20 protein-coding genes are annotated in these 21,270 nt (G+C 62.9%); 12 read left to right on the top strand and 8 right to left on the bottom strand.

The features are described 5' to 3' along the window. Window positions 1–76: 76 nt before the first annotated feature. From KI242_RS23255 to KI242_RS23240, 4 genes are all read right to left on the bottom strand, one after another. Entirely contained in the window at window positions 77–481 is a 405-nt protein-coding gene (locus KI242_RS23255; RefSeq protein ID WP_011062717.1) for an META domain-containing protein, read from the bottom strand. Continuing rightward, the gene (locus KI242_RS23250) at window positions 478–915 is read right to left on the bottom strand and encodes a hypothetical protein (protein ID WP_011062716.1); all 438 of its coding nucleotides are present in this window, start codon (window positions 913–915) and stop codon (window positions 478–480) included. The genes KI242_RS23255 and KI242_RS23250 overlap by 4 nt, the downstream gene beginning before the upstream one ends. Before the next feature lie 90 nt (window positions 916–1,005). Then, the gene (locus KI242_RS23245) at window positions 1,006–1,995 is read right to left on the bottom strand and encodes a 2-hydroxyacid dehydrogenase (RefSeq protein WP_169892121.1); all 990 of its coding nucleotides are present in this window, start codon (window positions 1,993–1,995) and stop codon (window positions 1,006–1,008) included. A 63-nt stretch (window positions 1,996–2,058) separates the two neighbouring features. Beyond that, window positions 2,059–4,812: a response regulator gene (locus tag KI242_RS23240; protein ID WP_053153270.1), complete on the bottom strand. Its 2,754-nt coding sequence runs from the start codon at window positions 4,810–4,812 to the stop codon at window positions 2,059–2,061. A 219-nt stretch (window positions 4,813–5,031) separates the two neighbouring features. On the opposite strand from KI242_RS23240, the gene KI242_RS23235 reads away from it, so the two are divergent. The 7 genes from KI242_RS23235 (at window position 5,032) to KI242_RS23205 (ending at window position 13,258) form a co-directional block, all read left to right on the top strand. Further along, entirely contained in the window at window positions 5,032–5,754 is a 723-nt protein-coding gene (locus KI242_RS23235; protein ID WP_011062713.1) for a response regulator transcription factor, read from the top strand. Beyond that, window positions 5,741–7,096 (top strand): sensor histidine kinase, encoded by a 1,356-nt coding sequence (locus KI242_RS23230; RefSeq protein ID WP_053159783.1) that lies wholly within the window; start codon window positions 5,741–5,743, stop codon window positions 7,094–7,096. The genes KI242_RS23235 and KI242_RS23230 overlap by 14 nt, the downstream gene beginning before the upstream one ends. 117 nt (window positions 7,097–7,213) lie before the next feature. Further along, the gene (cysM, locus tag KI242_RS23225; protein WP_011062711.1) at window positions 7,214–8,116 is read left to right on the top strand and encodes a cysteine synthase CysM; all 903 of its coding nucleotides are present in this window, start codon (window positions 7,214–7,216) and stop codon (window positions 8,114–8,116) included. After that, window positions 8,116–9,468: a 23S rRNA (uracil(1939)-C(5))-methyltransferase RlmD gene (gene rlmD, locus KI242_RS23220; RefSeq protein ID WP_077934629.1), complete on the top strand. Its 1,353-nt coding sequence runs from the start codon at window positions 8,116–8,118 to the stop codon at window positions 9,466–9,468. The genes cysM and rlmD overlap by 1 nt, the downstream gene beginning before the upstream one ends. Before the next feature lie 122 nt (window positions 9,469–9,590). After that, a complete protein-coding gene (gene relA, locus KI242_RS23215; RefSeq protein ID WP_011062709.1) occupies window positions 9,591–11,834 on the top strand; it encodes a GTP diphosphokinase in 2,244 nt (747 codons plus the stop codon). 24 nt (window positions 11,835–11,858) lie between these two features. Beyond that, window positions 11,859–12,692 carry a nucleoside triphosphate pyrophosphohydrolase gene (mazG, locus tag KI242_RS23210; RefSeq protein WP_011062708.1) on the top strand — a complete coding sequence of 278 codons (834 nt, stop codon included), beginning with the start codon at window positions 11,859–11,861 and terminating at the stop codon, window positions 12,690–12,692. Between the two features lie 26 nt (window positions 12,693–12,718). After that, a complete protein-coding gene (locus KI242_RS23205) occupies window positions 12,719–13,258 on the top strand; it encodes a DUF2058 domain-containing protein (RefSeq protein WP_011062707.1) in 540 nt (179 codons plus the stop codon). Between the two features lie 101 nt (window positions 13,259–13,359). Here the strand turns inward: KI242_RS23205 and KI242_RS23200 are convergent, their stop codons facing one another. The 4 genes from KI242_RS23200 to purM all read right to left on the bottom strand — a co-directional run bounded on the left by KI242_RS23200 (window position 13,360) and on the right by purM (window position 16,274). After that, a complete protein-coding gene (locus KI242_RS23200; RefSeq protein WP_011062706.1) occupies window positions 13,360–13,548 on the bottom strand; it encodes a hypothetical protein in 189 nt (62 codons plus the stop codon). Window positions 13,549–13,831: 283 nt separating this feature from the next. Beyond that, a complete protein-coding gene (locus KI242_RS23195; RefSeq protein WP_212805594.1) occupies window positions 13,832–14,545 on the bottom strand; it encodes a DUF3108 domain-containing protein in 714 nt (237 codons plus the stop codon). A gap of 8 nt (window positions 14,546–14,553) precedes the next feature. Further along, window positions 14,554–15,204, bottom strand: a complete 651-nt coding sequence (gene purN, locus KI242_RS23190; RefSeq protein WP_011062704.1) for a phosphoribosylglycinamide formyltransferase — start codon at window positions 15,202–15,204, stop codon at window positions 14,554–14,556. Window positions 15,205–15,215: 11 nt separating this feature from the next. Continuing rightward, on the bottom strand, window positions 15,216–16,274 hold the full coding sequence (gene purM / locus KI242_RS23185; protein ID WP_011062703.1) for a phosphoribosylformylglycinamidine cyclo-ligase: 1,059 nt from the start codon (window positions 16,272–16,274) through the stop codon (window positions 15,216–15,218). A gap of 370 nt (window positions 16,275–16,644) precedes the next feature. Here purM and KI242_RS23180 point away from each other — a divergent pair, with 370 nt between their 5' ends. From KI242_RS23180 to KI242_RS23160, 5 genes are all read left to right on the top strand, one after another. Further along, the gene (locus KI242_RS23180; RefSeq protein WP_015636645.1) at window positions 16,645–17,685 is read left to right on the top strand and encodes a DUF2066 domain-containing protein; all 1,041 of its coding nucleotides are present in this window, start codon (window positions 16,645–16,647) and stop codon (window positions 17,683–17,685) included. A gap of 37 nt (window positions 17,686–17,722) precedes the next feature. Beyond that, entirely contained in the window at window positions 17,723–18,796 is a 1,074-nt protein-coding gene (locus KI242_RS23175) for an AI-2E family transporter (protein ID WP_011062701.1), read from the top strand. A gap of 207 nt (window positions 18,797–19,003) precedes the next feature. Continuing rightward, window positions 19,004–19,708, top strand: a complete 705-nt coding sequence (hda, locus tag KI242_RS23170; RefSeq protein ID WP_007898944.1) for a DnaA regulatory inactivator Hda — start codon at window positions 19,004–19,006, stop codon at window positions 19,706–19,708. 223 nt (window positions 19,709–19,931) lie between these two features. Beyond that, complete coding sequence (locus KI242_RS23165; protein ID WP_015636644.1) at window positions 19,932–20,552, top strand: NlpC/P60 family protein; 621 nt, start codon at window positions 19,932–19,934, stop codon at window positions 20,550–20,552. Between the two features lie 164 nt (window positions 20,553–20,716). After that, window positions 20,717–21,250 carry a C40 family peptidase gene (locus tag KI242_RS23160; protein WP_011062699.1) on the top strand — a complete coding sequence of 178 codons (534 nt, stop codon included), beginning with the start codon at window positions 20,717–20,719 and terminating at the stop codon, window positions 21,248–21,250. Window positions 21,251–21,270 lie beyond the last annotated feature (20 nt).

The following is a 21,270-nucleotide window of genomic DNA, read 5'->3' as shown; positions in this document are numbered from 1 at the left end:
CTCGCCAGAGATTCATCCAGGAACATCCTGGAGTCCCGTTCGCAGCCTCGCGGGCTCGGCAGCGGCTAGCGCACTATCAGCCTTCTTCCAGCCACCAGCGCAACGGCTTGCCCTCGGCAGGCCAGAACCGCACCTGCTCGATCGGCGAGATGTCCCAGCGCTCAACGGTTTCCAGCGCCTGAAGGAAGCGCCGCTCCTGCTCCATTAACGCCGGTGCACAGAGTTTGCGGGTGCTGCCGACCTTGCCGAAGCTGAGTTTTTCGCCGTCCAGGGTGTAGGGCGCGAACCAGTGGTTGCAGCCGCCATTGCCATAGGCCCGACCGTCCTCGCCGAGGGTGATGGTCAGGTGGCTGTAATCGATCAGCGGACGCTCGCCAATCCATTCCAGGACGTAACTGCGGTCCTGCTGCAGCTTCAGCGGCTCGGCGGCGCAGCCCAGCAGGCCGGCCCCCAGCGCCGCAGCCAGCATCAGGCGTTTCATTGGCCGGCCTGCTGGCATTTCGGGCAGCGGTGATGCTCACCCTCGCTACGCCAGCCGAGCTCGGCAATGCGCGCGCTGGCGGCAGGCTTCTGGGCCTTGCTGCCCAGCTTGGCATCCACTGCGAACTCGAAGTCCAGGGTGGCGTCGCAGCTGTCGCAATTGACCTGCCACTGGTGGATCGCCAGTTCGCCGAATACCGGGCCACGCGCCACGGCGACCCACTGGCCGACGGGGTTGATCAAGTGGCGCACGGTGTCCACGGTCAGGCGCATGGAGAGATCCTTGCTGCCCTTGAGGGTGACCAGAAGCACGTCGTCGGTACGGATCGAGCCACCGTTGCCGGTGACTTGATAGCGGCCGGGCACCAGGGCACGGCATTCGATCAGGGTGTGTTGCGGGTTCATCAGGTTGTAGCGGAAATCGTGTTCGACCATGGGTCCTCCAAATCTGCCGCGTATGCTAGCACGGGCCCCTGCGGCGCAGGTTGCGGGCAGGTGACCTTCGATCAGCCCGTGGCGCGGATTTCAGCCGTGGACCCGGTTCTGCGGCTGGCCAGCTGCCCAGCTGGCGATGTTGTGCAAGGTGGTCTCGGCGATGGCCGCCAGGGCTTCGCGGGTCAGGAACGCCTGGTGCGCAGTGACTATCACGTTGGGAAAGGTCAGCAGCCGCGCCAGCACGTCATCCTGCAGGGGTAGATCGGAGCGGTCCTCGAAGAACAGTTGCGCCTCTTCTTCATAGACATCCAGCCCCAGGTAGCCCAGTTGGCCACTCTTGAGCGCCTCGATCAGCGCCGGGGTGTCCACCAGGCCGCCACGCCCGGTGTTGATCAGCATTGCTCCCGGTTGCATGTGGGCCAGGCTCTGCTGGTTGATCAGGTAACGACTGTCCTCGGTCAGCGGGCAGTGCAGGCTGATGATCTGCGACTGGGCCAGCAGCTCGGGCAGGTCCAGGTAACGGGCACCGAGGGCTTCTACAGCGGGATTGGGGAAGGGGTCGTACGCCAGCAGCTGGCAGCCGAAGCCGGCCATGATCCGGGCGAAGGTGGCGCCGATCTGGCCGGTGCCGACAATGCCCACGGTCTTGCCCACCAGGTCGAAGCCGGTCAGGCCGTGCAGGGTGAAGTCGCCTTCGCGGGTGCGGTTGTAGGCCCGGTGCAGGCGGCGGTTGAGCGCCAGGATCAGGGCCACGGCATGTTCGGCGACCGCATGGGGGGAATAGGCCGGGACCCGTACCACATCCAGCCCCAGGCGCTGGGCCGCGCTCAGGTCGACGTGGTTGTAGCCGGCCGAGCGCAGAGCGATCAGGCGGGTGCCACCGGCAGCCAGCTGTTCCTGTACCGGGGCACTGAGGTCGTCGTTGATAAAGGCACAGACCACTTCATGGCGTTCAGCCAGGGCGGCGGTATCCAGGCTCAGGCGGGCGGCCTGGAATTGCAGTTCGATGCCTGCTGGCAGTTGAGCGCCGAGGAAACTCTCGCGGTCGTAGTTCTGGCTGCTGAAAAGAATCGTACGCATGGCTGCATCCTTGTTCGGGGCGCCCAGCATGGCGGCTGGGCGCCGGGCAGGTCTTGCCCTGGGTCAGGCGTTGGTCCGCGCTTCGGCAGCCAGGCGGCCGATGGCGTGGTCCAGTTCATCCAGGGCGGCAAAGGCTTTGGCATCTTCCTGCTTGAGCAGGGTCTCGCTGCGCTGGCAGGCGGCGCGCAATTGCGGCACACCGCAGTAGCGGGTGGCACCGTGCAGGCGGTGGACCCGTTCGATCAGGGCGTTCTGGTCATTGGCGGCCCGCGCTGCCTTGATGGCTTCGCGGTCGGCGTCCAGGGACGCCAGCAACATGGCCAACATGTCCGCCGCCAGATCGGCCTTGCCGGCGGCCAGGCGCAGGCCTTCGTCCTGATCCAGTACCTGCAGTTCCAGCCCCAGTTCCGGGCGCTCGCTGGCCCGCTCCGGCCCCTGGTTGCGCAGGGCCAGGCCGGTCCATTTCAGCACCACCTGGGCCAGTTGGCGCTCACTGATGGGCTTGGTCAGGTAGTCGTCCATGCCGCTTTGCAGCAGGGCGCGCTTCTCGTTGGCCATGGCGTGGGCGGTAAGGGCGACGATGGGCAGCGGCGTACCGTGTCGCTCGCTTTCCCACTGGCGGATCGCCTCGGTACTCTGCCGGCCGTCCATGCCGGGCATCTGCACGTCCATCATTACCAGGTCGAAGGGTTCGGTCTGGATCGCGTTCAGCGCGGCGTAACCGTTGTCCACCGCCAGCACCTTGGCGCCCATGTCCTCCAGCAGGGTCTGGATCAGCAGCAGGTTGGCCGGGTTGTCATCGACACACAGCACTCGCGGCGCGCGGCTGGAAAGGGTTTCCTCCGGTTCGCTGCGAGCCCGGCGCGGGGTCACCAGGTCGGACAGGGCCCGGCGCAACTTGCGGGTGCACGCGGGCTTGGCCTGCAACTGGCTGTGAGGGTTGGGCACCGACAGATGGAACAGTGTCTGTTCGGTGGTCGGGCACAGTACCAGGACCTTGCAGCCCAGGTGTTCGAGGTCCCAGATATGCTGGCTCAGGCGTTCCGGCGCCATGTCGTTGGTGGTGATGCCCAATACCGCCAGGTCGATGGCCTGTTCGCTCTGGTGCACGCCGGTAATGCCGTTGGTCAGGGCCTCCAGGGTATTGAACGGGGTCACCTCCAGGCCGCAGTCCTCCAACTGGTGTTGCAAGGCCTGGCGCGCCAGCTCGTGGTTTTCCAATACCGCCACGCGCCGCCCCAGCAGCGGCGGGCCGGGCAGGTCCTCGGCGTCGTCGCGGGTTTTCGGCAGGTTGAGGCTGATCCAGAACTCCGAACCTTCGCCCGGGGTGCTGTCGACACCGATCTCGCCGCCCATCTGTTCGATCAGGCGCTTGGAAATCACCAGCCCAAGCCCCGTGCCGCCGGGTTGCCGCGACAGCGAGTTGTCAGCCTGGCTGAAGGCCTGGAACAGGGCGCGCACATCCTGGTTCGACAGGCCGATACCGGTGTCCTGGATGCTGATGCGCAGTTGCACGCTGTCTTCGTGTTCTTCTTCCAGCATGGCCCGGGCGACGATAGTGCCTTCGCGGGTGAACTTGATGGCGTTGCTCACCAGGTTGGTAAGAATCTGCTTGAGCCGCAGCGGGTCGCCCACCAGCGACAGCGGCGTATCGCGATAGACCAGGCTCACCAGTTCCAGCTGCTTGGCGTGGGCGGCCGGGGCGAGGATGGTCAGGGTGTCTTGCAGCAAGTCCCGCAGGTTGAACGGGATGCTGTCGAGCACCAGTTTGCCGGCTTCGATTTTCGAGAAGTCGAGGATCTCGTTGATGATGCCTAACAGGCTGTCGGCGGATTTCTCGATGGTGCCCAGGTAGTCCAGCTGGCGTGGTGTCAGCTCGCTTTTCTGCAACAGGTGGGTGAAGCCGAGAATGCCGTTGAGCGGTGTACGGATTTCATGGCTCATGTTGGCCAGGAATTCCGACTTGATCCGGCTGGCCTCCAGGGCCTCCTTGCGCGCCAGGTCCAGCTCGATGTTCTGGATCTCGATGGTTTCCAGGTTCTGGCGCACGTCTTCGGTGGCCTGGTCGATGCTGTGCTGCAATTCTTCCTGGGCATTCTGCAGGGTGCTGGCCATGCGGTTGATGCCCGAGGCCAGCTCATCCAGCTCCTGGCTGCCCAGGGGTGGCAGGCGGGTTTCCAGGTTGCCGTCCTTGAGTTGCGCCACGGCCTGCTTGATCTGGGTCAGCGGGTTGTTGATTGTGCGGCCCATGCGCACTGCCAGTAGGGCGGTGCCGGCCAGCCCGGCGGCAATCAACAGCAGGCTGGCGAACAGGCTGCGATAGCCGCGCAGCAGCATGCCACTGTGGGACAGCTCCAGTTCCACCCAGCCCAGCAGGCGGTCGGACTCATCGGGAATCAGGTCGCCGGCCAGGTTGCGGTGCCGGCCGAAGACCGGCAGTTGATAGCGGGTCGCGTCGCTGCCGGAGCGTTGCATCATGTGGCTGCTGTTACCGGCGGGAGGCGGGTTGAGCATGCTGGGGCCGGCATGGGCCAGCAGGCTGCGATCCGGGGCAAGGAGCGATACGGCGCGCACGTCTTGCTGTTCCAGCGCCTGGGTGGCAATGCGCTCGAGCATCTGGGTGTTGTGGTTGCCCATGGCCGGGGCCACCAGGGAGGCCAGTTGTTCCGCGATCATCTCGCCACGCTGCAGGAGCTGGGTCTGCAGGTCCGAGAGCTGCATCCAGGTGAAGTAGCCGCCCAGCACCAAAGCCATCAGGCTGGTTGGCAACAAGGTCAGCAACAGTACGCGGCCTTTGATTCCCAGTTTCTTGAGCACGCAACTCTCCTGCTTCCACGCTGTTTTGAAAGGTCTACGGGCACGTCCGTGATGCGCCACCTGCGCAGTGTAACGATTTGTCGGGGGCTGATCTTGGCAAATTGCGCCAGGGCGGCCGTCGCCTGAAATGCCTGAAGCCGGGCTGTGACCAAGGCACTGGTTGCCGCGATCCGGGCAATCTTGAATAATCGCCCAACTGAGAATCACTTGCAGAAGTCAATGACTCCCGTATCTGTTGAGCCACCACGTATTCTGACCATTGAAGATGACCCGGTGCTGGGTGCCTATGTGCGCGAGCAACTGGAGCATTGTGGCTTTGCCGTGACCTGGTGCCAGAACGGCCCGGAAGGGCTGGGCATTGCCCGGCGCCGACCTTTCGATGTGGTGCTGCTGGATATCCTGTTGCCCGGAATGGATGGCCTGGAAGTGCTCACGCACTTTCGCCAGAGCCATTCCACGCCGGTGCTGCTGATGTCCGCCCTGGGAGCGGAAGCCGACCGAATCAGCGGTTTCCGCCTGGGGGCCGACGATTACCTGCCCAAGCCATTCAGCATGGCCGAGCTGCGTGTGCGCATCGAGGCCATCCTGCGCCGGGTCGCCCTGGACCGGCGACCGATGCCACCGGTACCCGTCAGCCTGGCCCAGAGCCTGCGCTTCGACGATGAGCGCAGCGACGTGTTCTTTGCCGAGCAATGGGCCGGCCTGACCCGCAGTGAATACCGCCTGCTGGATACCTTGCACCGCAATGGCGACGAGGTGTTGAGCAAGGCCTTCCTTTATCAGCATGTACTGCAACGCGGTTATGCGGCTCACGACCGCAGCCTGGACATGCATGTCAGCCAGATCCGCCGCAAGCTCAAGGCGCTGGGCTACAGCGAGCGTGAGCTGCGAACCGTGTGGGGCAAGGGTTATGTGCTGAGCGCCTTAGATGAACTGGTCTGATCTGCCGGGGCGGCATTCGCTGTTCTGGAAGCTGGCGTGCCTGTTGGTAGCTTTCTGCCTGTTGATGATCTGGCTGAGCTGGTCCTGGGGGCGTTATGTGGAGCAGAAGAACCTCTACCTCTCCGATGAGGCCAGAGCCACCTTGGGCAGCTACGCCCGCGAGGCCGAGCAGGCCTGGAAGGGCGGCCAGAGTGCCGGTGTCGATGCCTGGATCCAGCAGATCGCCAGCCGCGAGAAAACCTGGATCGGCGTGATTGGCAGTGACCTGCAATCCCTGAGCAGCTACCCGTTGACGCCGGCGGAGGCCCAGCGTCTGACCTTCCTGCGCGGTGCCGACTGGCCGGTGAGCCGGCATTCCCGGGGCCTGCCGTGGCTGAAAGTACCCTTTCCCGAGGATCCGTCCCTGGGCAGCCTGGTGATCGAGTTGCCACAACGTTTCATGCCGGGGCGCTACCGGGTGTTCTGGCAGGTGATCACCAATGGGGTGATTCCCGGGCTGTTCACCTTGTTGCTGTGTGTCGGCCTGTATCGCTTGCTGGTGGTGCCGCTGAACCAGTTGCGCGAGCAAGCCAACGCCTGGCGGGCGGAGCAGTTGAACGTGCGGCTGTCCAGTGAAACCACCCAGCGTCGGGACGAGCTGGGCGAACTGGGACGGGCGTTCGATCAGATGTCCGAACGTCTGCAGAGTACCGTGGCGGTGCAGCAGCAGTTGTTGCGGGACCTGTCCCACGAGTTGCGCACCCCCCTGAGCCGCCTGCGCGTGGCCTGCGATGGCGAGCGTGATCTTGCCGCGCTGCGCGAACGCTTGGCGCGGGAGGTCGACGGCATGCAGCGGCTGGTGGAGGACAGCCTGCAACTGGCCTGGCTGGACACCGAGCGTGCGCCACTGCCGCAAGAGCAGATCCAGGTCCAGGCGTTGTGGGAGATGCTCAGCGAGAATGCCTGCTTCGAGAGTGGCTGGTCCGCGCAGCAGCTGCGTTGCGAGCTGGAGGCCGATTGCTGGGTTCGCGGGCACCTCAATACCCTGGCCCAGGCCCTGGAAAACATCCTGCGCAACGCTATTCGGCATTCGCCGGCCGGAGCACGGGTCAGCCTCGGAGGCCAGCGCGACGGCAAGTACTGGCACCTGTGGCTGGATGACGAAGGGCCGGGGGTGGCTGAAGAGGATCTGGAAAGGATCTTCGCCCCCTTCACTCGTCTGGATGGGTCGCGACCGGGGGATGGCGGTTTCGGCCTGGGCCTGAGCATCGCCCGCAATGCCGTAGGGCGTCAGGGTGGGCAGTTGTGGGCGCAGAACCTGGCCCAGGGCTTGCGCATCCACGTGCGCCTGCTGGCGGCCTGAGGCTTGCCCTGGGCTGCCTTATTCCAATAAGCCATAAGGCTCGCACTTTGCGTGATATGGCGCTCGGTCGTTTGCCGGTATGATAGGCGCCCCCGCAGTCTGGATTGCGAATACGCCATGACCTTGCAGTACCCAACCATCGCCGATTGCGTCGGCAACACCCCCCTGGTCCGCCTGCAGCGCCTGCCCGGCGCCACCAGCAATACCCTGCTGCTAAAGCTCGAGGGCAACAACCCGGCGGGTTCGGTCAAGGACCGTCCGGCACTGTCGATGATCACCCGCGCCGAGTTGCGCGGGCAGATCCAGGCCGGCGATACCCTGATCGAAGCGACCTCGGGCAATACCGGCATCGCCCTGGCCATGGCTGCAGCGATCAAGGGCTACAAGATGATCCTGATCATGCCCGACAACTCCAGCGCCGAGCGCAAGGCGGCCATGACCGCCTACGGCGCCGAGCTGATCCTGGTCAGCCAGGAAGAAGGCATGGAAGGCGCCCGTGACCTGGCCGAGCGGATGCAGGCCGAAGGCCGCGGCAAGGTGCTCGACCAGTTCGCCAACGGCGACAACCCTGAGGCCCACTACAGCGGCACCGGCCCGGAAATCTGGCGCCAGACCCAGGGCAGCATTACTCACTTCATCAGCTCGATGGGCACCACCGGCACCATCATGGGCACCTCGCGTTACCTGAAGGAGCAGAACCCGGCGGTGCAGATCGTCGGTCTGCAGCCGATGGAAGGCTCGGCCATTCCCGGCATTCGCCGCTGGCCCGAGCAATACCTGCCGAAGATCTACCAGGCCAGTCGGGTCGACCGGATCGTCGACATGGCCCAGAGCGAGGCCGAAGACGTGACTCGGCGCCTGGCCCGTGAAGAAGGGATCTTCTGTGGCGTCTCTTCCGGCGGTGCGGTGGCAGCGATGCTGCGCCTGTCCCGGGAAGTGGAAAACGCAGTCATGGTCGCGATCATCTGCGACCGTGGCGATCGTTACCTGTCGACCGGCATTTTCGATGCGCCCAATTGATGGCTAAGCACGATAGAGGCCTGCGCTTCCAGCCGGCGGGCGGTAGCCGGGCGCCGCAGATTCCAGTGGGCAAGAAACAGCGTTTGACGATTCAGCGTCTGGCCAACGACGGCCGTGGCATTGCCTTTGTCGAAGGGCGTACCTGGTTTGTCAGCGGTGCCCTGGCCGGTGAAGAAGTCGAAGCTCGGGTGTTGGGCAGCCACGGCAAAGTGGTAGAGGCCCGTGCCGAGCGCATCTTCAACGCCAGTGATCTGCGTCGCCCGGCAGCTTGTGCCCATGCCGGGCGTTGCGGCGGTTGCAGTGTCCAGCACTTGCCCCATGACGAACAGCTTGCCCTGAAACAGCGCATGCTCGCCGAGCAGTTGTCCAAGGTCGCGGGTGTCGAGCCCGAGGCCTGGGCCGCCCCCTTGAGCGGTCCCGAGTTCGGCTATCGGCGCCGCGCCCGGGTGGCGGTGCGCTGGGACGCCAAGGGCAAGCAACTTGAGGTGGGTTTTCGCGCTGCCGGTAGCCAGGACATTGTCGCCATCGACGATTGCCCGGTGCTGGTACAGGCCTTGCAACCTGTCATGAACCGTTTGCCCTCCATGCTGCGACGCTTGAGCAAGCCTCAGGCACTGGGGCATGTGGAGTTGTTCAGCGGTTCGGCCCTGGCGGTGCTGTTGCGCCACATGGCGCCGTTGTCCGACAGCGACCTGACGATCCTCAAGGACTTCTGCGATTTCCATCAGGCGCAATTGTGGCTGCACGGTGAAGGCGAGCCGCAACCCTTTGATCCATCGCAGGCTCTGGGCTACCGCCTGGAGACCTGGGACCTGCACCTGGCGTATCGGCCGGGTGACTTCATCCAGGTCAATGCGGGAGTCAATGAAGCGATGGTCGCCCAGGCCCTGGAGTGGCTGGCGCCGCAAGCTGATGAGCGGGTGCTGGACCTGTTTTGCGGCCTGGGCAACTTCGCCTTGCCGTTGGCCCGACAGGTGCGGGAAGTGGTGGCGGTAGAGGGCGTGGCGACCATGGTGGCGCGCGCCGCGGAGAATGCCGCCAGCAACAATTTGCATAACACGCGCTTTTTTCAAGCCGATTTATCCCAACCTCTGAGCGCTGCCGAGTGGGCTGATGAAGGCTTTTCTGCGGTACTCTTGGACCCACCCCGCGACGGTGCTTTCGAGGTGGTCCGCCAGTTGGCGACCCTGGGTGCCAAGCGGTTGGTGTACGTGTCATGCAATCCGGCAACTTTGGCTCGTGACACGGTCGAACTGATCAAGCAGGGCTATAGATTAAAACGTGCCGGGATCCTCGATATGTTTCCTCAGACGGCGCATGTCGAGGCCATGGCGTTATTTGAAGCGAGCTAGGATGGCTTGTCTAATCCGACTGGTCTTTCGGGAGTGGCGCGCTGGCCCTGCGAGCCGCACCCGAGCGTTGAAGGTCAGCGATTTGACGCATTGAATGTGCGTCGTAGGGAAGGTAAAGCAAGATGGTACAGGTGAGAGCGCACCAGCCGATCAACACCGACGGCAGTATCAATCTCGAGGCATGGCTCGATCATACGGTCAGCGTCGACATGGCACTGGACCGTGAAGCCTTGAAAGAAGCCTGCGAGTTCGCTCGCGAGGCGGAACTGCAGCACATAGCAACGAAGAATCTCAGCCCCGAGGACGTGTCGAGTTTCAGCACGGGCCTGGAGATCGCCGAGATCCTCGCCGATCTTAAGCTGGATCAGGACTCCCTGGTTGCCGCGGTGCTCTACCGGGGTGTCCGCGAGGGCCAGATCCAGTTGCCGGCGGTCAGCCAGCGGTTTGGTCCGGTGGTCACCAAGCTGATCGATGGCGTCTTGCGCATGGCGGCCATTACCGCCAGCCTCAGCCCCCGCCAGTCCCTGGTGCTGGGCACCCAGGCCCAGGTGGAAAACCTGCGCAAGATGCTGGTGGCCATGGTAGATGACGTGCGGGTTGCACTGATCAAGCTGGCCGAGCGTACCTGTGCGATTCGAGCGGTAAAAAGCGCCGACGAAGAGAAGCGCAACCGGGTTGCCCGGGAAGTCTTCGACATCTACGCACCCCTGGCTCACCGCCTGGGTATCGGGCATATCAAGTGGGAGCTGGAAGACCTGTCCTTCCGTTACCTGGAGCCCGAGCAGTACAAGCAGATCGCCAAGCTGCTGCATGAGCGGCGCCTGGATCGCGAGCGTTTCATCAGCGACGTGATGAACCAGCTGCAGAACGAACTGAAGGCCACCGGGGTCAACGCCGACATCAGTGGGCGGGCCAAGCACATCTATTCCATCTGGCGCAAAATGCAGCGCAAGGGCCTGGAATTCAGCCAGATATACGACGTGCGCGCGGTGCGGGTGCTGGTGCCGGAAATGCGCGATTGCTACACCGCGCTGGGCATCGTGCATACCCTGTGGCGGCACATCCCCAAAGAGTTCGACGACTACATCGCCAACCCCAAGGAGAACGGCTACCGCTCGTTGCACACGGCGGTGATCGGCCCTGAGGGCAAGGTGCTGGAAGTGCAGATCCGTACCCACGCCATGCACGAAGAGGCGGAGCTGGGGGTTTGCGCGCACTGGAAGTACAAGGGCACCGACGTCAAGTCCGGCTCCAACCATTACGAAGAGAAAATCTCCTGGTTGCGCCAGGTGCTCGAATGGCACGAGGAACTGGGGGATATCGGCGGTCTGGCCGAACAGCTGCGGGTGGATATCGAACCGGACCGGGTGTACATCTTCACCCCCGACGGTCACGCCATCGACCTGCCCAAGGGCGCCACGCCGCTGGATTTCGCCTACCGGGTGCACACCGAGATCGGCCACAACTGCCGGGGCGCGAAGATCAACGGGCGCATCGTGCCGCTCAATTACAGCCTGCAGACCGGCGAGCAGGTGGAGATCATCACCAGCAAGCACGGCACGCCGAGCCGCGACTGGCTGAACCCGAACCTGGGCTATGTCACCACGTCCCGGGCGCGGGCGAAGATCGTCCACTGGTTCAAGCTCCAGGCCCGCGATCAGAACGTCGCCGCCGGCAAGACCCTGCTGGAACGCGAACTGAGCCGACTCGGCCTGCCACAGGTGGATTTCGACAAGCTGGCCGAGAAGGCCAACATGAAGATCGCCGAGGACATGTTCGCCGCCCTGGGCGCGGGGGACCTGCGCCTGGCGCAACTGGTCAACCTGGCCCAGCAATTGGTGGAGCCGGAGCGGGGCAACGAGCAACTGGAGTTGATTCCGCGCAAGGCTGCCGGCTACAAGCCGGGCAAGCGTGGCGACATCCAGATCCAGGGCGTGGGCAACCTGATGACCCAGATGGCCGGCTGCTGCCAGCCATTGCCGGGGGATGCGATCGTCGGCTACATCACCCAGGGCCGCGGCGTGAGCATTCACCGCCAGGACTGCGCCTCGGTGCTGCAACTGGCCGGGCGCGAGCCGGAGCGGATCATCCAGGTCAGCTGGGGGCCGGTGCCGGTGCTGACCTATCCGGTGGATATCATCATCCGCGCCTACGACCGTTCCGGCCTGCTGCGTGATGTGTCCCAGGTGCTGCTCAACGAGCGGATCAACGTGCTGGCGGTCAACACCCGCTCGAACAAGGAGGACAACACCGCGTTGATGTCCCTGACTATCGAGATCCCGGGGCTGGACGCGTTGGGTCGCCTGTTGGGGCGGATTTCCCAGTTGCCTAACATCATCGAGACCCGGCGCAACCGGACCCCCTGATGCCTGTATGAAATGGATGAACTGATGTACAGCCTTGAAGACCTGCTCCACCTCATGGCGCGCCTGCGCGACCCGCAGTATGGCTGCCCGTGGGACATCAAGCAGAACTACGCCAGCATCGTCCCCCATACCCTGGAAGAGGCCTATGAAGTGGCCGACGCCATCGAGCGCGGCGACTTCGACCACTTGCAGGGCGAGCTGGGGGACCTGCTGTTCCAGGTGGTGTACTACAGCCAGCTGGCCCGGGAGGAGGGGCGTTTCGAGTTCGACGCGGTGGTGGACGGCATCACGCGCAAGCTGATCCGCCGGCATCCCCATGTATTTCCCACCGGGGACCTGTACGCGCCGCTGGACATCCCGCGGCTCGATGAAGACCAGGTCAAGGAGCGTTGGGAGCAGATCAAGGCCGAGGAGCGCGCGGAGAAGTCCGAGGCTCCCCAGCAGTTGTCCCTGCTCGATGATGTGCCGGTGGCCTTGCCGGCCTTGTCCCGCGCCGCCAAGTTGCAAAAGCGTGCGGCCCAGGTCGGTTTCGACTGGCCCGAAGCCCTGCCGGTGGTGGACAAGGTTCGTGAAGAACTGGATGAAGTGCTGGAAGCCATGGCCGACAACGATGCGGCGGCGATCACCGATGAAATCGGTGACTTGCTGTTTGTCGTGGTCAACCTGGCCCGGCACCTCAAGGTCGACCCGGAAACCGCCCTGCGCGGTGCCAACGCCAAGTTCGACCGACGCTTCCGATTTATCGAGCAGGCATTGCGCGACACTGCCCGTCCCATGGAAGATTGCACCCTCGAAGAGTTGGATGCCCTGTGGGGCGAAGCCAAACGTCAGGAAAAGAATTTGCCCAGCTGCGGCTGAGGCCGTTGCCTAAGTGAGTAAGCACCATGAGCCTTTCCCTTCGCGACCAGTTGCTCAAAGCAGGGCTGGTCAACCAAAAGCAGGCCAAGCAGGTCAGCAAAGACAAGCAGAAGCAGCAGCGCCTGGCCCACAAAGGCCAGATCGAACTCGATGACTCCCAGCAGCGTGCGGCCCAGGAAGCCATGGCCGAGAAGGTCAAGCGCGACCAGGAGCTCAACCGTCAGCAACAGGAAAAGGCCGAGCAGAAAGCCCGCGCGGCGCAGGTCAAGCAACTGATCGAAGTGTCGCGGCTGCCCAAGCTGAACACCGAGGACTACTACAACTTCGTCGACGACAAGAAGGTCAAGCGCCTGTCGGTGAATACCCTCATGCGCAACAAGCTGAGCAGCGGCTCCCTGGCCATCGTCCACCATGGCGGCGGCTACGAGGTGATTCCGCGGGAAGCCGCGCTGAAGATCCAGGAGCGCGACCCGCGCCGAATCGTGCAGCTCAATACGCCCACCGAGGCGCCGGATGAAGATGATCCGTACGCGGCCTACCAGATCCCCGACGATCTGATGTGGTAAGCCTTGAATAACGACAAACCCCGCTCATGGCGGGGTTTGTCGTTTGTGGGGGAGACCGTTGATCCGCGTGGAGATCCCGGCACTCCGGCACTGAGGTCGAGTCAGGAGCTCTGGGGCGCGCGGTTCTGCTCGAGTTTTTCCAATTCAGCCTTGTAGCTGTGGGCGTCGCTCTCGGAGTGGAACATGCCCACCAGCATGTCTTGTTGATGTACATCCCAGATCCGTACACCCGCGGCTACGCCTTCATGGGACATATGTGAATCGTCGCGTTCAGTTACTTTTACAGTCATCTGCTAGCTCCAATCTCTGTTGATCTGCAGCAAGGCGTGTGCAGGACTCTGTTATATATTTTGTTAGCTTGCTAAGTAAATTGCCTGGCGCTGCAACAAACCTTTGCAGAATCGAAGAAAATCCTGCAGCCCGCGTAAACCGTGACATTTCGCCGCAGGGCGTACCGCTTCATGACAAAAGTTTCATCTTCGAGGGCTTGTGCCGGGGCTTGCTGTGCGGGCGAGGAACCAAATCCCGGGCAAAAAAAGCCCCGCTTTCGCGAGGCTTCGTGACTGCTGCGGCTCAGCTGCCTTTGACCGTCTTGCCGTCAACGGTGCCGTTGAGGAGCATGATGTTGTACTCCTTGCCGTCGGTTTCCACCTGTTGCAGGCGCACCAGCAGGTAATCCCAGTCCTTGGCGAACCACATCACGGTGATGCGTTTGCTCTGTGTCGGGTCGCGAACGCGCTCGACCTTGATCGCATCGATCTGGCCAGCCTTGGTGTCAACCTTCTCCGAGCCCAGGACACGGAAGTCATAGGTGTCGACTTCACCGCCGTCGACCACTTGATAGCTCATGGTCTTCTTGCCGGCTGCCACATCGTGCTGCAGGGCCAGCTGGTAGGTGGATTTATCCACCATGCCGGTGTTCAGCGGCAGCTTGACCGCATCACCACGGTCGGTGCCGGTGACCATCTTGGCTTTCCAGTCGAAATCCAGGTCGGCTTTCTTGGCTTTGCCCAGACCACCACGCTCGAAGCGATAGGACTGGGGCACCAGGGTGTCCTTGTCCAGGGTCAGGGTGCTTTCCTCGCTCAGGCTGGCAATCATCATCGATGCCTTGAAGCTGAGTTTCCACGCACCATTGGCGGTTTTTTCCAGGCTGCGTTCAGCAGTGCCGCTCATGGGCAGTTGCTTCCAGTCGGCGGTGTAGCTGGCGGAGAACGGGTGAAGGTCTGCCGCCTGCACAGCCGGCATGGCGAACAGAGCGCAAGCGAAGAGCAGGGCGCGACGCATAAAATCTCCTAGGTTCGAATCAAATAGCCGCTGGCGGCCAGTAATTGACCATCCAGTAAAGCACCCTGATCGCCGAGCGTCAGCCGACCTTCGGCAAACCAGCGTACGGCCATGGGGTAAATCCGGTGTTCCTGGACGTGCACTCGCTGCGCCAGGCTCTGCGGCGAGTCGTGCAACTCTACCGGGATCACAGCCTGTACGACCAGAGGGCCGCCATCGAGTTCCTCGGTGACGAAGTGCACGCTGCAGCCATGCTCCGTATCTCCGGCCTCCAGCGCCCGCTGATGAGTGTGTAACCCTTTGTATTTCGGGAGCAGCGAGGGGTGGATATTCAGCAGCCGGCCCTGGTAGTGGCGGACGAACCCGGCGCTGAGAATGCGCATGAATCCGGCCAGGACCACCAGTTTGGGTTGGAAGGTATCGATCAGCTCGATCAGCCCCTGATCGAAGGCCTCCCGGCCTTCGAAGGCGGTGTGATCGAGGAAGCGGGTAGCGATACCCGCGTCCTTGGCGCGCTGCAGGCCATAGGCGTCAGCGCGGTTGGAGATCACGGCGGCGATGCGCACCGGGCTGTCGCCGGTGTGCACGCTGTCGATCAAGGCTTGCAGGTTACTGCCGGTGCCGGACAACAGCACCACAACATCACAGGTCGGCGACATCCGCTCTTGCATCAGTGAGCCTTGAGGTTCTTCAGCTCGACCTGGGCCGCGCCTTCGGCTGCGGTGGCGATCTGGCCGATGACCCATGGCTGCTCGCCCGCCTCGCGCAGGACCTTCAGGGCGTTCTCGACCTGATCCTGGGCCACGCAGATGACCATGCCCACGCCGCAGTTCAGCACGCGGTGCATTTCGTGCTCGTCGACGTTGCCTTTTTCCTGCAGCCAGTCGAAGACCGCCGGGCGCTGCCAGCTCGCCACGTCGACCACGGCCTGGGCGCCTTTAGGCAGCACACGCGGGATGTTGTCCAGCAGGCCGCCACCGGTGATGTGGGCCATGGCCTTGACCGCGCCGGTGTCCTTGATCAGCTTCAGCAGTGGCTTGACGTAGATGCGGGTCGGCGCCATCAGCAGGTCGGTCAGTGGTTTGCCGTCCAGCTGGATGCTTTCGATGTCGGCGCCGGAGACTTCGATGATCTTGCGGATCAGCGAGTAGCCATTGGAGTGCGGGCCGGAGGAGGGCAGGGCCAGCAGGGCATCGCCGGCGGCAACTTTCGAGCCGTCGATGATCTCGGCCTTTTCCACCACGCCTACGCAGAAGCCGGCCAGGTCGTAGTCTTCGCCTTCGTACATGCCGGGCATTTCAGCGGTTTCGCCGCCCACCAGGGAGCAGCCGGACAGCTCGCAGCCAGCGCCGATGCCGGTTACCACTTGGGCTGCGGTATCGACGTTGAGCTTGCCGGTGGCGTAGTAGTCGAGGAAGAACAGCGGTTCGGCGCCGCAGACCACCAGGTCGTTGACGCACATGGCCACCAGGTCGATGCCGATGCTGTCGTGCTTGTTCAGGTTCAGGGCCAGGCGCAGCTTGGTGCCGACGCCGTCAGTGCCGGAGACCAGCACCGGTTGCTTGTAGCCGGCCGGGATTTCGCAGAGGGCGCCGAAACCGCCCAGGCCGCCCATGACTTCCGGGCGCGCAGTGCGCTTGGCGACGCTCTTGATGCGTTCGACCAATGCTTCACCGGCGTCGATGTCTACACCGGCGTCTTTGTAGCTCAGGGAGGGTTGCTTGCTCATGATCCAGGCCTTTAGGGGGGATTCAGGGGTATCGACCGAACCAGTGAGACTGCCGGAAACACAGGAAAAGCGTTTCAGGGTGCCCAGCTGATGCCGGTCTGCGAAGGCGCGCGATTTTATCAGGCTTGAGGGGCAGCGGCCATCCTCGGGCCGACGGGGAGAGGCATATCCTGTTAAAAAAACCGCGATTGGTCGTGTTGGTGCTCCTGCCCATGCCTGTATAAGGTATAGCGCTCAAGTGGCTATCGTTATGACAGCGCGAAAACTATCGGGCGCCGGGTGAATGTTTTGCCCAGGCTTGTGGTCACAGCCTTGCTCGCCGCGGTTCAAGTGCGCTGTTTCAATCGTTTTCTGTCGTCGGGAATCTTCCATGCGTCTGGGTAAATTTCTGTTTGTGGGCTGTTTGTCATTGGTCAGCCTGGCGAGTCATGCCGAAACCCTCAATGGCCTGTATCAAGTGCGTGAGCCTGTGAGCAGCCAGTCGCCCGAAGAGCGCGACCAGGCCACGCAGCGGGCCCTGGAAACCCTGGTGCTGCGCCTCACTGGCGACGCCAAGGCCGCCCAGGGGCCAGGGCTGGCGGCGATCCGCAAGGACCCGCAGCAGATCATCAGTCAGTACGGCTACGACGCCGGCCCGCCGGAAAGCCTGCAGGTGGATTTCGATCCGGTCACCACCGATCGCGCCCTGCGTCAGGCCGGGCTATCGCTCTGGGGCAACAACCGGCCGTCGATCATCGGCTGGTGGTTGAGTGATTCCACCGAAGGCTCGAGCCTGGTGGGTGATGGCCAGGCCAGCGCGGCGCCCTTGCGGCGTGCGGCTCAACATCGTGGCTTACCCCTGCGCCTGCCGCTGGGGGATCTGAACGAGCAGATCGTCGCCACGGCGCCGAATCTTGAAGGTTCCGATCCGGCGCCGCTGCGTGAAGCCTCCGAGCGTTACGGTGCTGATGCGTTGCTGGCGGTACATGCCCGGGAAGAAGGTGGCCAATGGCAAGCCAAGTGGCGGCTGTGGCTGGGCGATCAGAAGGAGCAGGGCACTGTCCAGGGCGCCGATACCGCGGCCCTGGCCGATGGGGTGTTGCTGGCGGTGAGCCAGCGTCTGGCGCCCCGTTTCGTCACTCGTCCTGGTGCTTCCAGCGAGCAGTTGCTGGAAGTGCAGGGCATGACTCTGGAGCATTACGCGGCCCTTGGGCACTTGCTGGAGCCTTTTGGTGCGCAGTTGCAGAGCGTTGACGGTGATCGGATCGTCTATCGCGTCAACGGCAGTGCTGAGCAGCTGCGGGCGCAACTGTCGCTGGCCAAGCTGCAAGAGATTCCGGCGGGTGAAGCGCCTGCGCCGCATGCTCCTGTACAAGGCGCTGAAGGGGCCGCGCCGCCGGCGCCGCAGGCCCAACTGCGTTTTCGTTGGTAGCAGGTTGTTTCCTTCTATATAGAAGCTGGAGAGGTATATGGCTGATACGCGTCGTTGGGTCTGGTTGGGTGTCGTGCTCCTGGCCTGCGGGTTCGTCTACCTGCTGCACCCGATCCTCAGTCCGTTCCTGGTGGCGCTGTTGCTGGCCTACCTGTTCGATCCGCTGGTGGACCGGCTGGAGCAATGGGGGTTGTCGCGGACCTGGGGCGTGGTGGCGGTATTCGCCCTGTTCACCCTGATCGTCATGACCCTGCTGCTGGTGCTGGTGCCCATGCTGGCCAAGCAGTTGGTGCGGCTCTATGAACTGGCGCCGCAGATGCTCGATTGGGTCCAGCACAGCGCCATGCCCTGGGTGCAGTCCAAGCTCGGTCTGGCGGACGGCTTCTGGAAGTTCGACAAGGTCAAGGCGGCCATCAGCGAGCACATGGGCCAGACCACCGATATCGTCGGCGTGGTGCTGAGCCAGGCAACGGCTTCGGGCCTGGCGCTGATTGGCTGGCTGGCCAATCTGGTGCTGATCCCGGTGGTCAGCTTCTATCTGCTGCGGGACTGGGACTTGATGATGGCCAAGATCCGCAGCCTGTTGCCACGCAGCCGCGAAGAGCAGGTGGTGTCTCTGGCCGGGGAGTGCCATGAAGTGCTGGGGGCTTTTGTTCGCGGGCAATTGCTGGTGATGCTGGCTCTCGGGGTGATCTACGCCGCGGGCCTGATGCTGGTGGGGCTGGAGCTGGGGCTGTTGATCGGTCTGATTGCCGGTCTGGCGGCAATCGTGCCGTATATGGGCTTTGTCATCGGCATTGGCGCGGCGCTGATTGCCGGGCTGTTCCAGTTCGGTGGCGACCTCTATCCGATGATCGGCATTGTCGCGGTATTCATGGTGGGGCAAGCCCTTGAGGGCATGGTGCTGACGCCGTTGCTGGTGGGCGATCGCATCGGCCTGCACCCGGTGGCGGTGATCTTTGCCATTCTTGCCGGCGGCGAACTGTTCGGTTTTACCGGGGTGCTGCTGGCGCTGCCGGTGGCAGCGGTGATCATGGTGCTGGTGCGCCATGTGCATGATCTGTACAAGGATTCGGATCTCTACAGCGGTGCTGAAGACCCCGAGTTGTAAAGGGGCGCGCGGGCCTTCGTGACGGTTGGCGGCGCTTGGCCGGCCGTCACGGTAGCTGTCAAGGAGCGCCCTTCGATTGCGTTTGGCTGTCGCAAACCTTTGATTTTGCTTGTGGTCTGCTGCATTGTGCGCTCGGCGTCACGGGTATAAACTTTGCAAACTTTACACAGAGGCCACTAACGGTTCCTTTGGAACTGTTCAGTCAGCATGAAACCGATTCAGCTGCCCCTAGGTGTGCGTCTGCGTGATGACGCCACCTTCATCAACTACTACCCAGGCGCCAATGCCGCAGCACTCGGCTACGTCGAGCGCCTCTGCGAAGCCGACGCCGGCTGGACCGAAAGCCTGATCTACCTCTGGGGCAAGGATGGCGTGGGCCGCACGCACTTGCTGCAGGCCGCGTGCCTGCGTTTCGAGCAGTTGGGGGAGCCGGCGGTGTATCTGCCGCTGGCGGAGCTTCTGGATCGCGGTATCGAGATTCTCGACAACCTGGAACAGTATGAGCTGGTCTGCCTGGATGACCTGCAGGCTGTGGCTGGCAAGGCGGATTGGGAAGAAGCGCTGTTTCATCTGTTCAACCGCTTGCGCGACAGTGGCCGGCGCCTGTTGATCGCGGCCTCGACCTCGCCTCGCGAGTTGCCGGTGAAGCTGGCGGATTTGAAGTCTCGCCTGACCCTGGCACTGATCTTTCAGATGCGCCCGCTCTCCGACGAAGACAAATTGCGTGCCTTGCAGCTAAGGGCATCCCGCCGGGGGCTGCATCTGACCGACGAGGTCGGGCATTTCATCCTGACCCGCGGTACCCGCAGCATGAGTGCCCTGTTCGAGCTTCTCGAGCGCCTCGACCAGGCTTCGTTGCAGGCCCAGCGCAAGCTGACCATCCCTTTTCTGAAAGAGACTCTGGGCTGGTAAAGACAAGGCTTCCAGGGCTTTCGGGGGCGACCTTCGGCATATTCCAGGCGCCAGAAAACGCACCTTTGGAAGGGTTTCCAGAGGTGGGCGGACTTAAAATGGGCTTAAAGCCTTAGATGTACGGAAGAAACTCATAAGTCACATTCTGATCGATTGAATTTGCAAATGAGGGCGATAGAAGGCATAGTCGCGTCTTCTTTTATTTCAAGCCACGGTCGTGCCCATGCTAAATCGCTTCGCACCCCTCGTGCCTCTCGCACTCGTCACCCTGTTGTTTGGTTGCGCCTCCCACACTCCGGTGTCCCAGCAGCAACCTGTCCAGCAGGCTCAAGTCTCCGTCAAAAACCAGTCTTCCGCTGTTTATCAGGAAGAGCTGGCAACTGAAAAGGAACTGGCAGAGTTCTCTGACAGCAAGCCTTACCAGTTGCCAGTTCTGGCTGACAGCATCCTCGAGCGCGGCATGTCCCTGATCGGTACCCGTTACCGTTTCGGCGGTACCTCGGAAGCCGGCTTCGATTGCAGCGGTTTCATCGGTTATCTGTTTCGTGAAGAGGCGGGCATGAACCTGCCGCGTTCCACTCGCGAAATGATCAACGTGAAAGCGCCTCTGGTAGCGCGCAACAATCTCAAACCGGGTGATCTGCTGTTCTTCAGCACCAACGGCCGTGGGCGCGTCAGCCACGCAGGTATCTACCTGGGCGATGACCAGTTCATCCACTCCAGCAGCCGTCGCAGTGGCGGTGTGCGGGTCGACAGCCTGGGCGATAGCTACTGGAGCAAGACCTTCATCGAAGCCAAGCGCGCACTTGCCATGGCTCCAACCGTGGTCACTGCACGCAAATAAGCGGACTATTTGTAGGGCGAAGTTAAAGTCTTACTTGAAGTTTGGCGTGTAGGCGCTAGAATCCTGATCTATTGTTGAAACTAACCGCGTAAGCCTTGCTTACGCGGTTTTGTTTTCAGTGCCACGGCAGAGAAAGCCGCATCCCGATCAGGATTGTCCAGCTTATGTCGACCTCAGCCCGTTTTGCTCTTATTGCCCTCGCAGCGCTGCTCAGCGCCTGTGCCAGCCGTACCCCGCCGCCTGCGCCTGTGGTGCGTGCTCCGGTGTTCAACTCCTCCCAAACCTTCTCTCCGGTTGCCGAAGACGTGCTGTTCCGCGCCCTTGGGCTGGTGGGCACGCCTTATCGCTGGGGCGGCAACACCCCGGATTCCGGTTTCGACTGCAGTGGCCTGATCGGTTACGTCTACCGCGATGCGGCGGGTATTTCCCTGCCGCGTTCAACCCGGGAAATGATCGGCATGCAGGCGCCGGATGTGGGCAAGAACGCGCTGCAGACCGGCGATCTGATCTTCTTCGCCACCAATGGCGGCTCCCAGGTCAGCCATGCGGGCATCTACGTGGGGGAAGGGCGCTTCGTGCATGCGCCGGCTACCGGCGGCACGGTGAAGCTCGACAGCCTGTCCAAGGCCTATTGGCAGAAGGCCTACCTGAGCGCGAAGCGCGTCCTGCAGCCAGAACACCTGGCGCGCAATCCCTAATCTTCTCTGGTCGAGGTGCC

The organism is Pseudomonas sp. Eqa60 (assembly GCF_018326405.1).
Lineage (GTDB): Bacteria > Pseudomonadota > Gammaproteobacteria > Pseudomonadales > Pseudomonadaceae > Aquipseudomonas > Aquipseudomonas protegens.
This window is presented reverse-complemented; position numbering and strand designations above follow the sequence as displayed.

Bases quoted from the DNA above. Each gene is read 5' to 3' on its own strand.
- KI242_RS23255 (WP_011062717.1), bottom strand. From the start codon at position 481: ATGAAACGCCTGATGCTGGCTGCGGCGCTGGGGGCCGGCCTGCTGGGC.
- KI242_RS23250 (WP_011062716.1), bottom strand. From the start codon at position 915: ATGGTCGAACACGATTTCCGCTACAACCTGATGAACCCGCAACACACC.
- KI242_RS23245 (WP_169892121.1), bottom strand. From the start codon at position 1,995: ATGCGTACGATTCTTTTCAGCAGCCAGAACTACGACCGCGAGAGTTTC.
- KI242_RS23235 (WP_011062713.1), top strand. From the start codon at position 5,032: ATGACTCCCGTATCTGTTGAGCCACCACGTATTCTGACCATTGAAGAT.
- KI242_RS23230 (WP_053159783.1), top strand. From the start codon at position 5,741: ATGAACTGGTCTGATCTGCCGGGGCGGCATTCGCTGTTCTGGAAGCTG.
- cysM (WP_011062711.1), top strand. From the start codon at position 7,214: ATGACCTTGCAGTACCCAACCATCGCCGATTGCGTCGGCAACACCCCC.
- rlmD (WP_077934629.1), top strand. From the start codon at position 8,116: ATGGCTAAGCACGATAGAGGCCTGCGCTTCCAGCCGGCGGGCGGTAGC.
- relA (WP_011062709.1), top strand. From the start codon at position 9,591: ATGGTACAGGTGAGAGCGCACCAGCCGATCAACACCGACGGCAGTATC.
- mazG (WP_011062708.1), top strand. From the start codon at position 11,859: ATGTACAGCCTTGAAGACCTGCTCCACCTCATGGCGCGCCTGCGCGAC.
- KI242_RS23205 (WP_011062707.1), top strand. From the start codon at position 12,719: ATGAGCCTTTCCCTTCGCGACCAGTTGCTCAAAGCAGGGCTGGTCAAC.
- KI242_RS23200 (WP_011062706.1), bottom strand. From the start codon at position 13,548: ATGACTGTAAAAGTAACTGAACGCGACGATTCACATATGTCCCATGAA.
- KI242_RS23195 (WP_212805594.1), bottom strand. From the start codon at position 14,545: ATGCGTCGCGCCCTGCTCTTCGCTTGCGCTCTGTTCGCCATGCCGGCT.
- purN (WP_011062704.1), bottom strand. From the start codon at position 15,204: ATGTCGCCGACCTGTGATGTTGTGGTGCTGTTGTCCGGCACCGGCAGT.
- purM (WP_011062703.1), bottom strand. From the start codon at position 16,274: ATGAGCAAGCAACCCTCCCTGAGCTACAAAGACGCCGGTGTAGACATC.
- KI242_RS23180 (WP_015636645.1), top strand. From the start codon at position 16,645: ATGCGTCTGGGTAAATTTCTGTTTGTGGGCTGTTTGTCATTGGTCAGC.
- KI242_RS23175 (WP_011062701.1), top strand. From the start codon at position 17,723: ATGGCTGATACGCGTCGTTGGGTCTGGTTGGGTGTCGTGCTCCTGGCC.
- hda (WP_007898944.1), top strand. From the start codon at position 19,004: ATGAAACCGATTCAGCTGCCCCTAGGTGTGCGTCTGCGTGATGACGCC.
- KI242_RS23165 (WP_015636644.1), top strand. From the start codon at position 19,932: ATGCTAAATCGCTTCGCACCCCTCGTGCCTCTCGCACTCGTCACCCTG.
- KI242_RS23160 (WP_011062699.1), top strand. From the start codon at position 20,717: ATGTCGACCTCAGCCCGTTTTGCTCTTATTGCCCTCGCAGCGCTGCTC.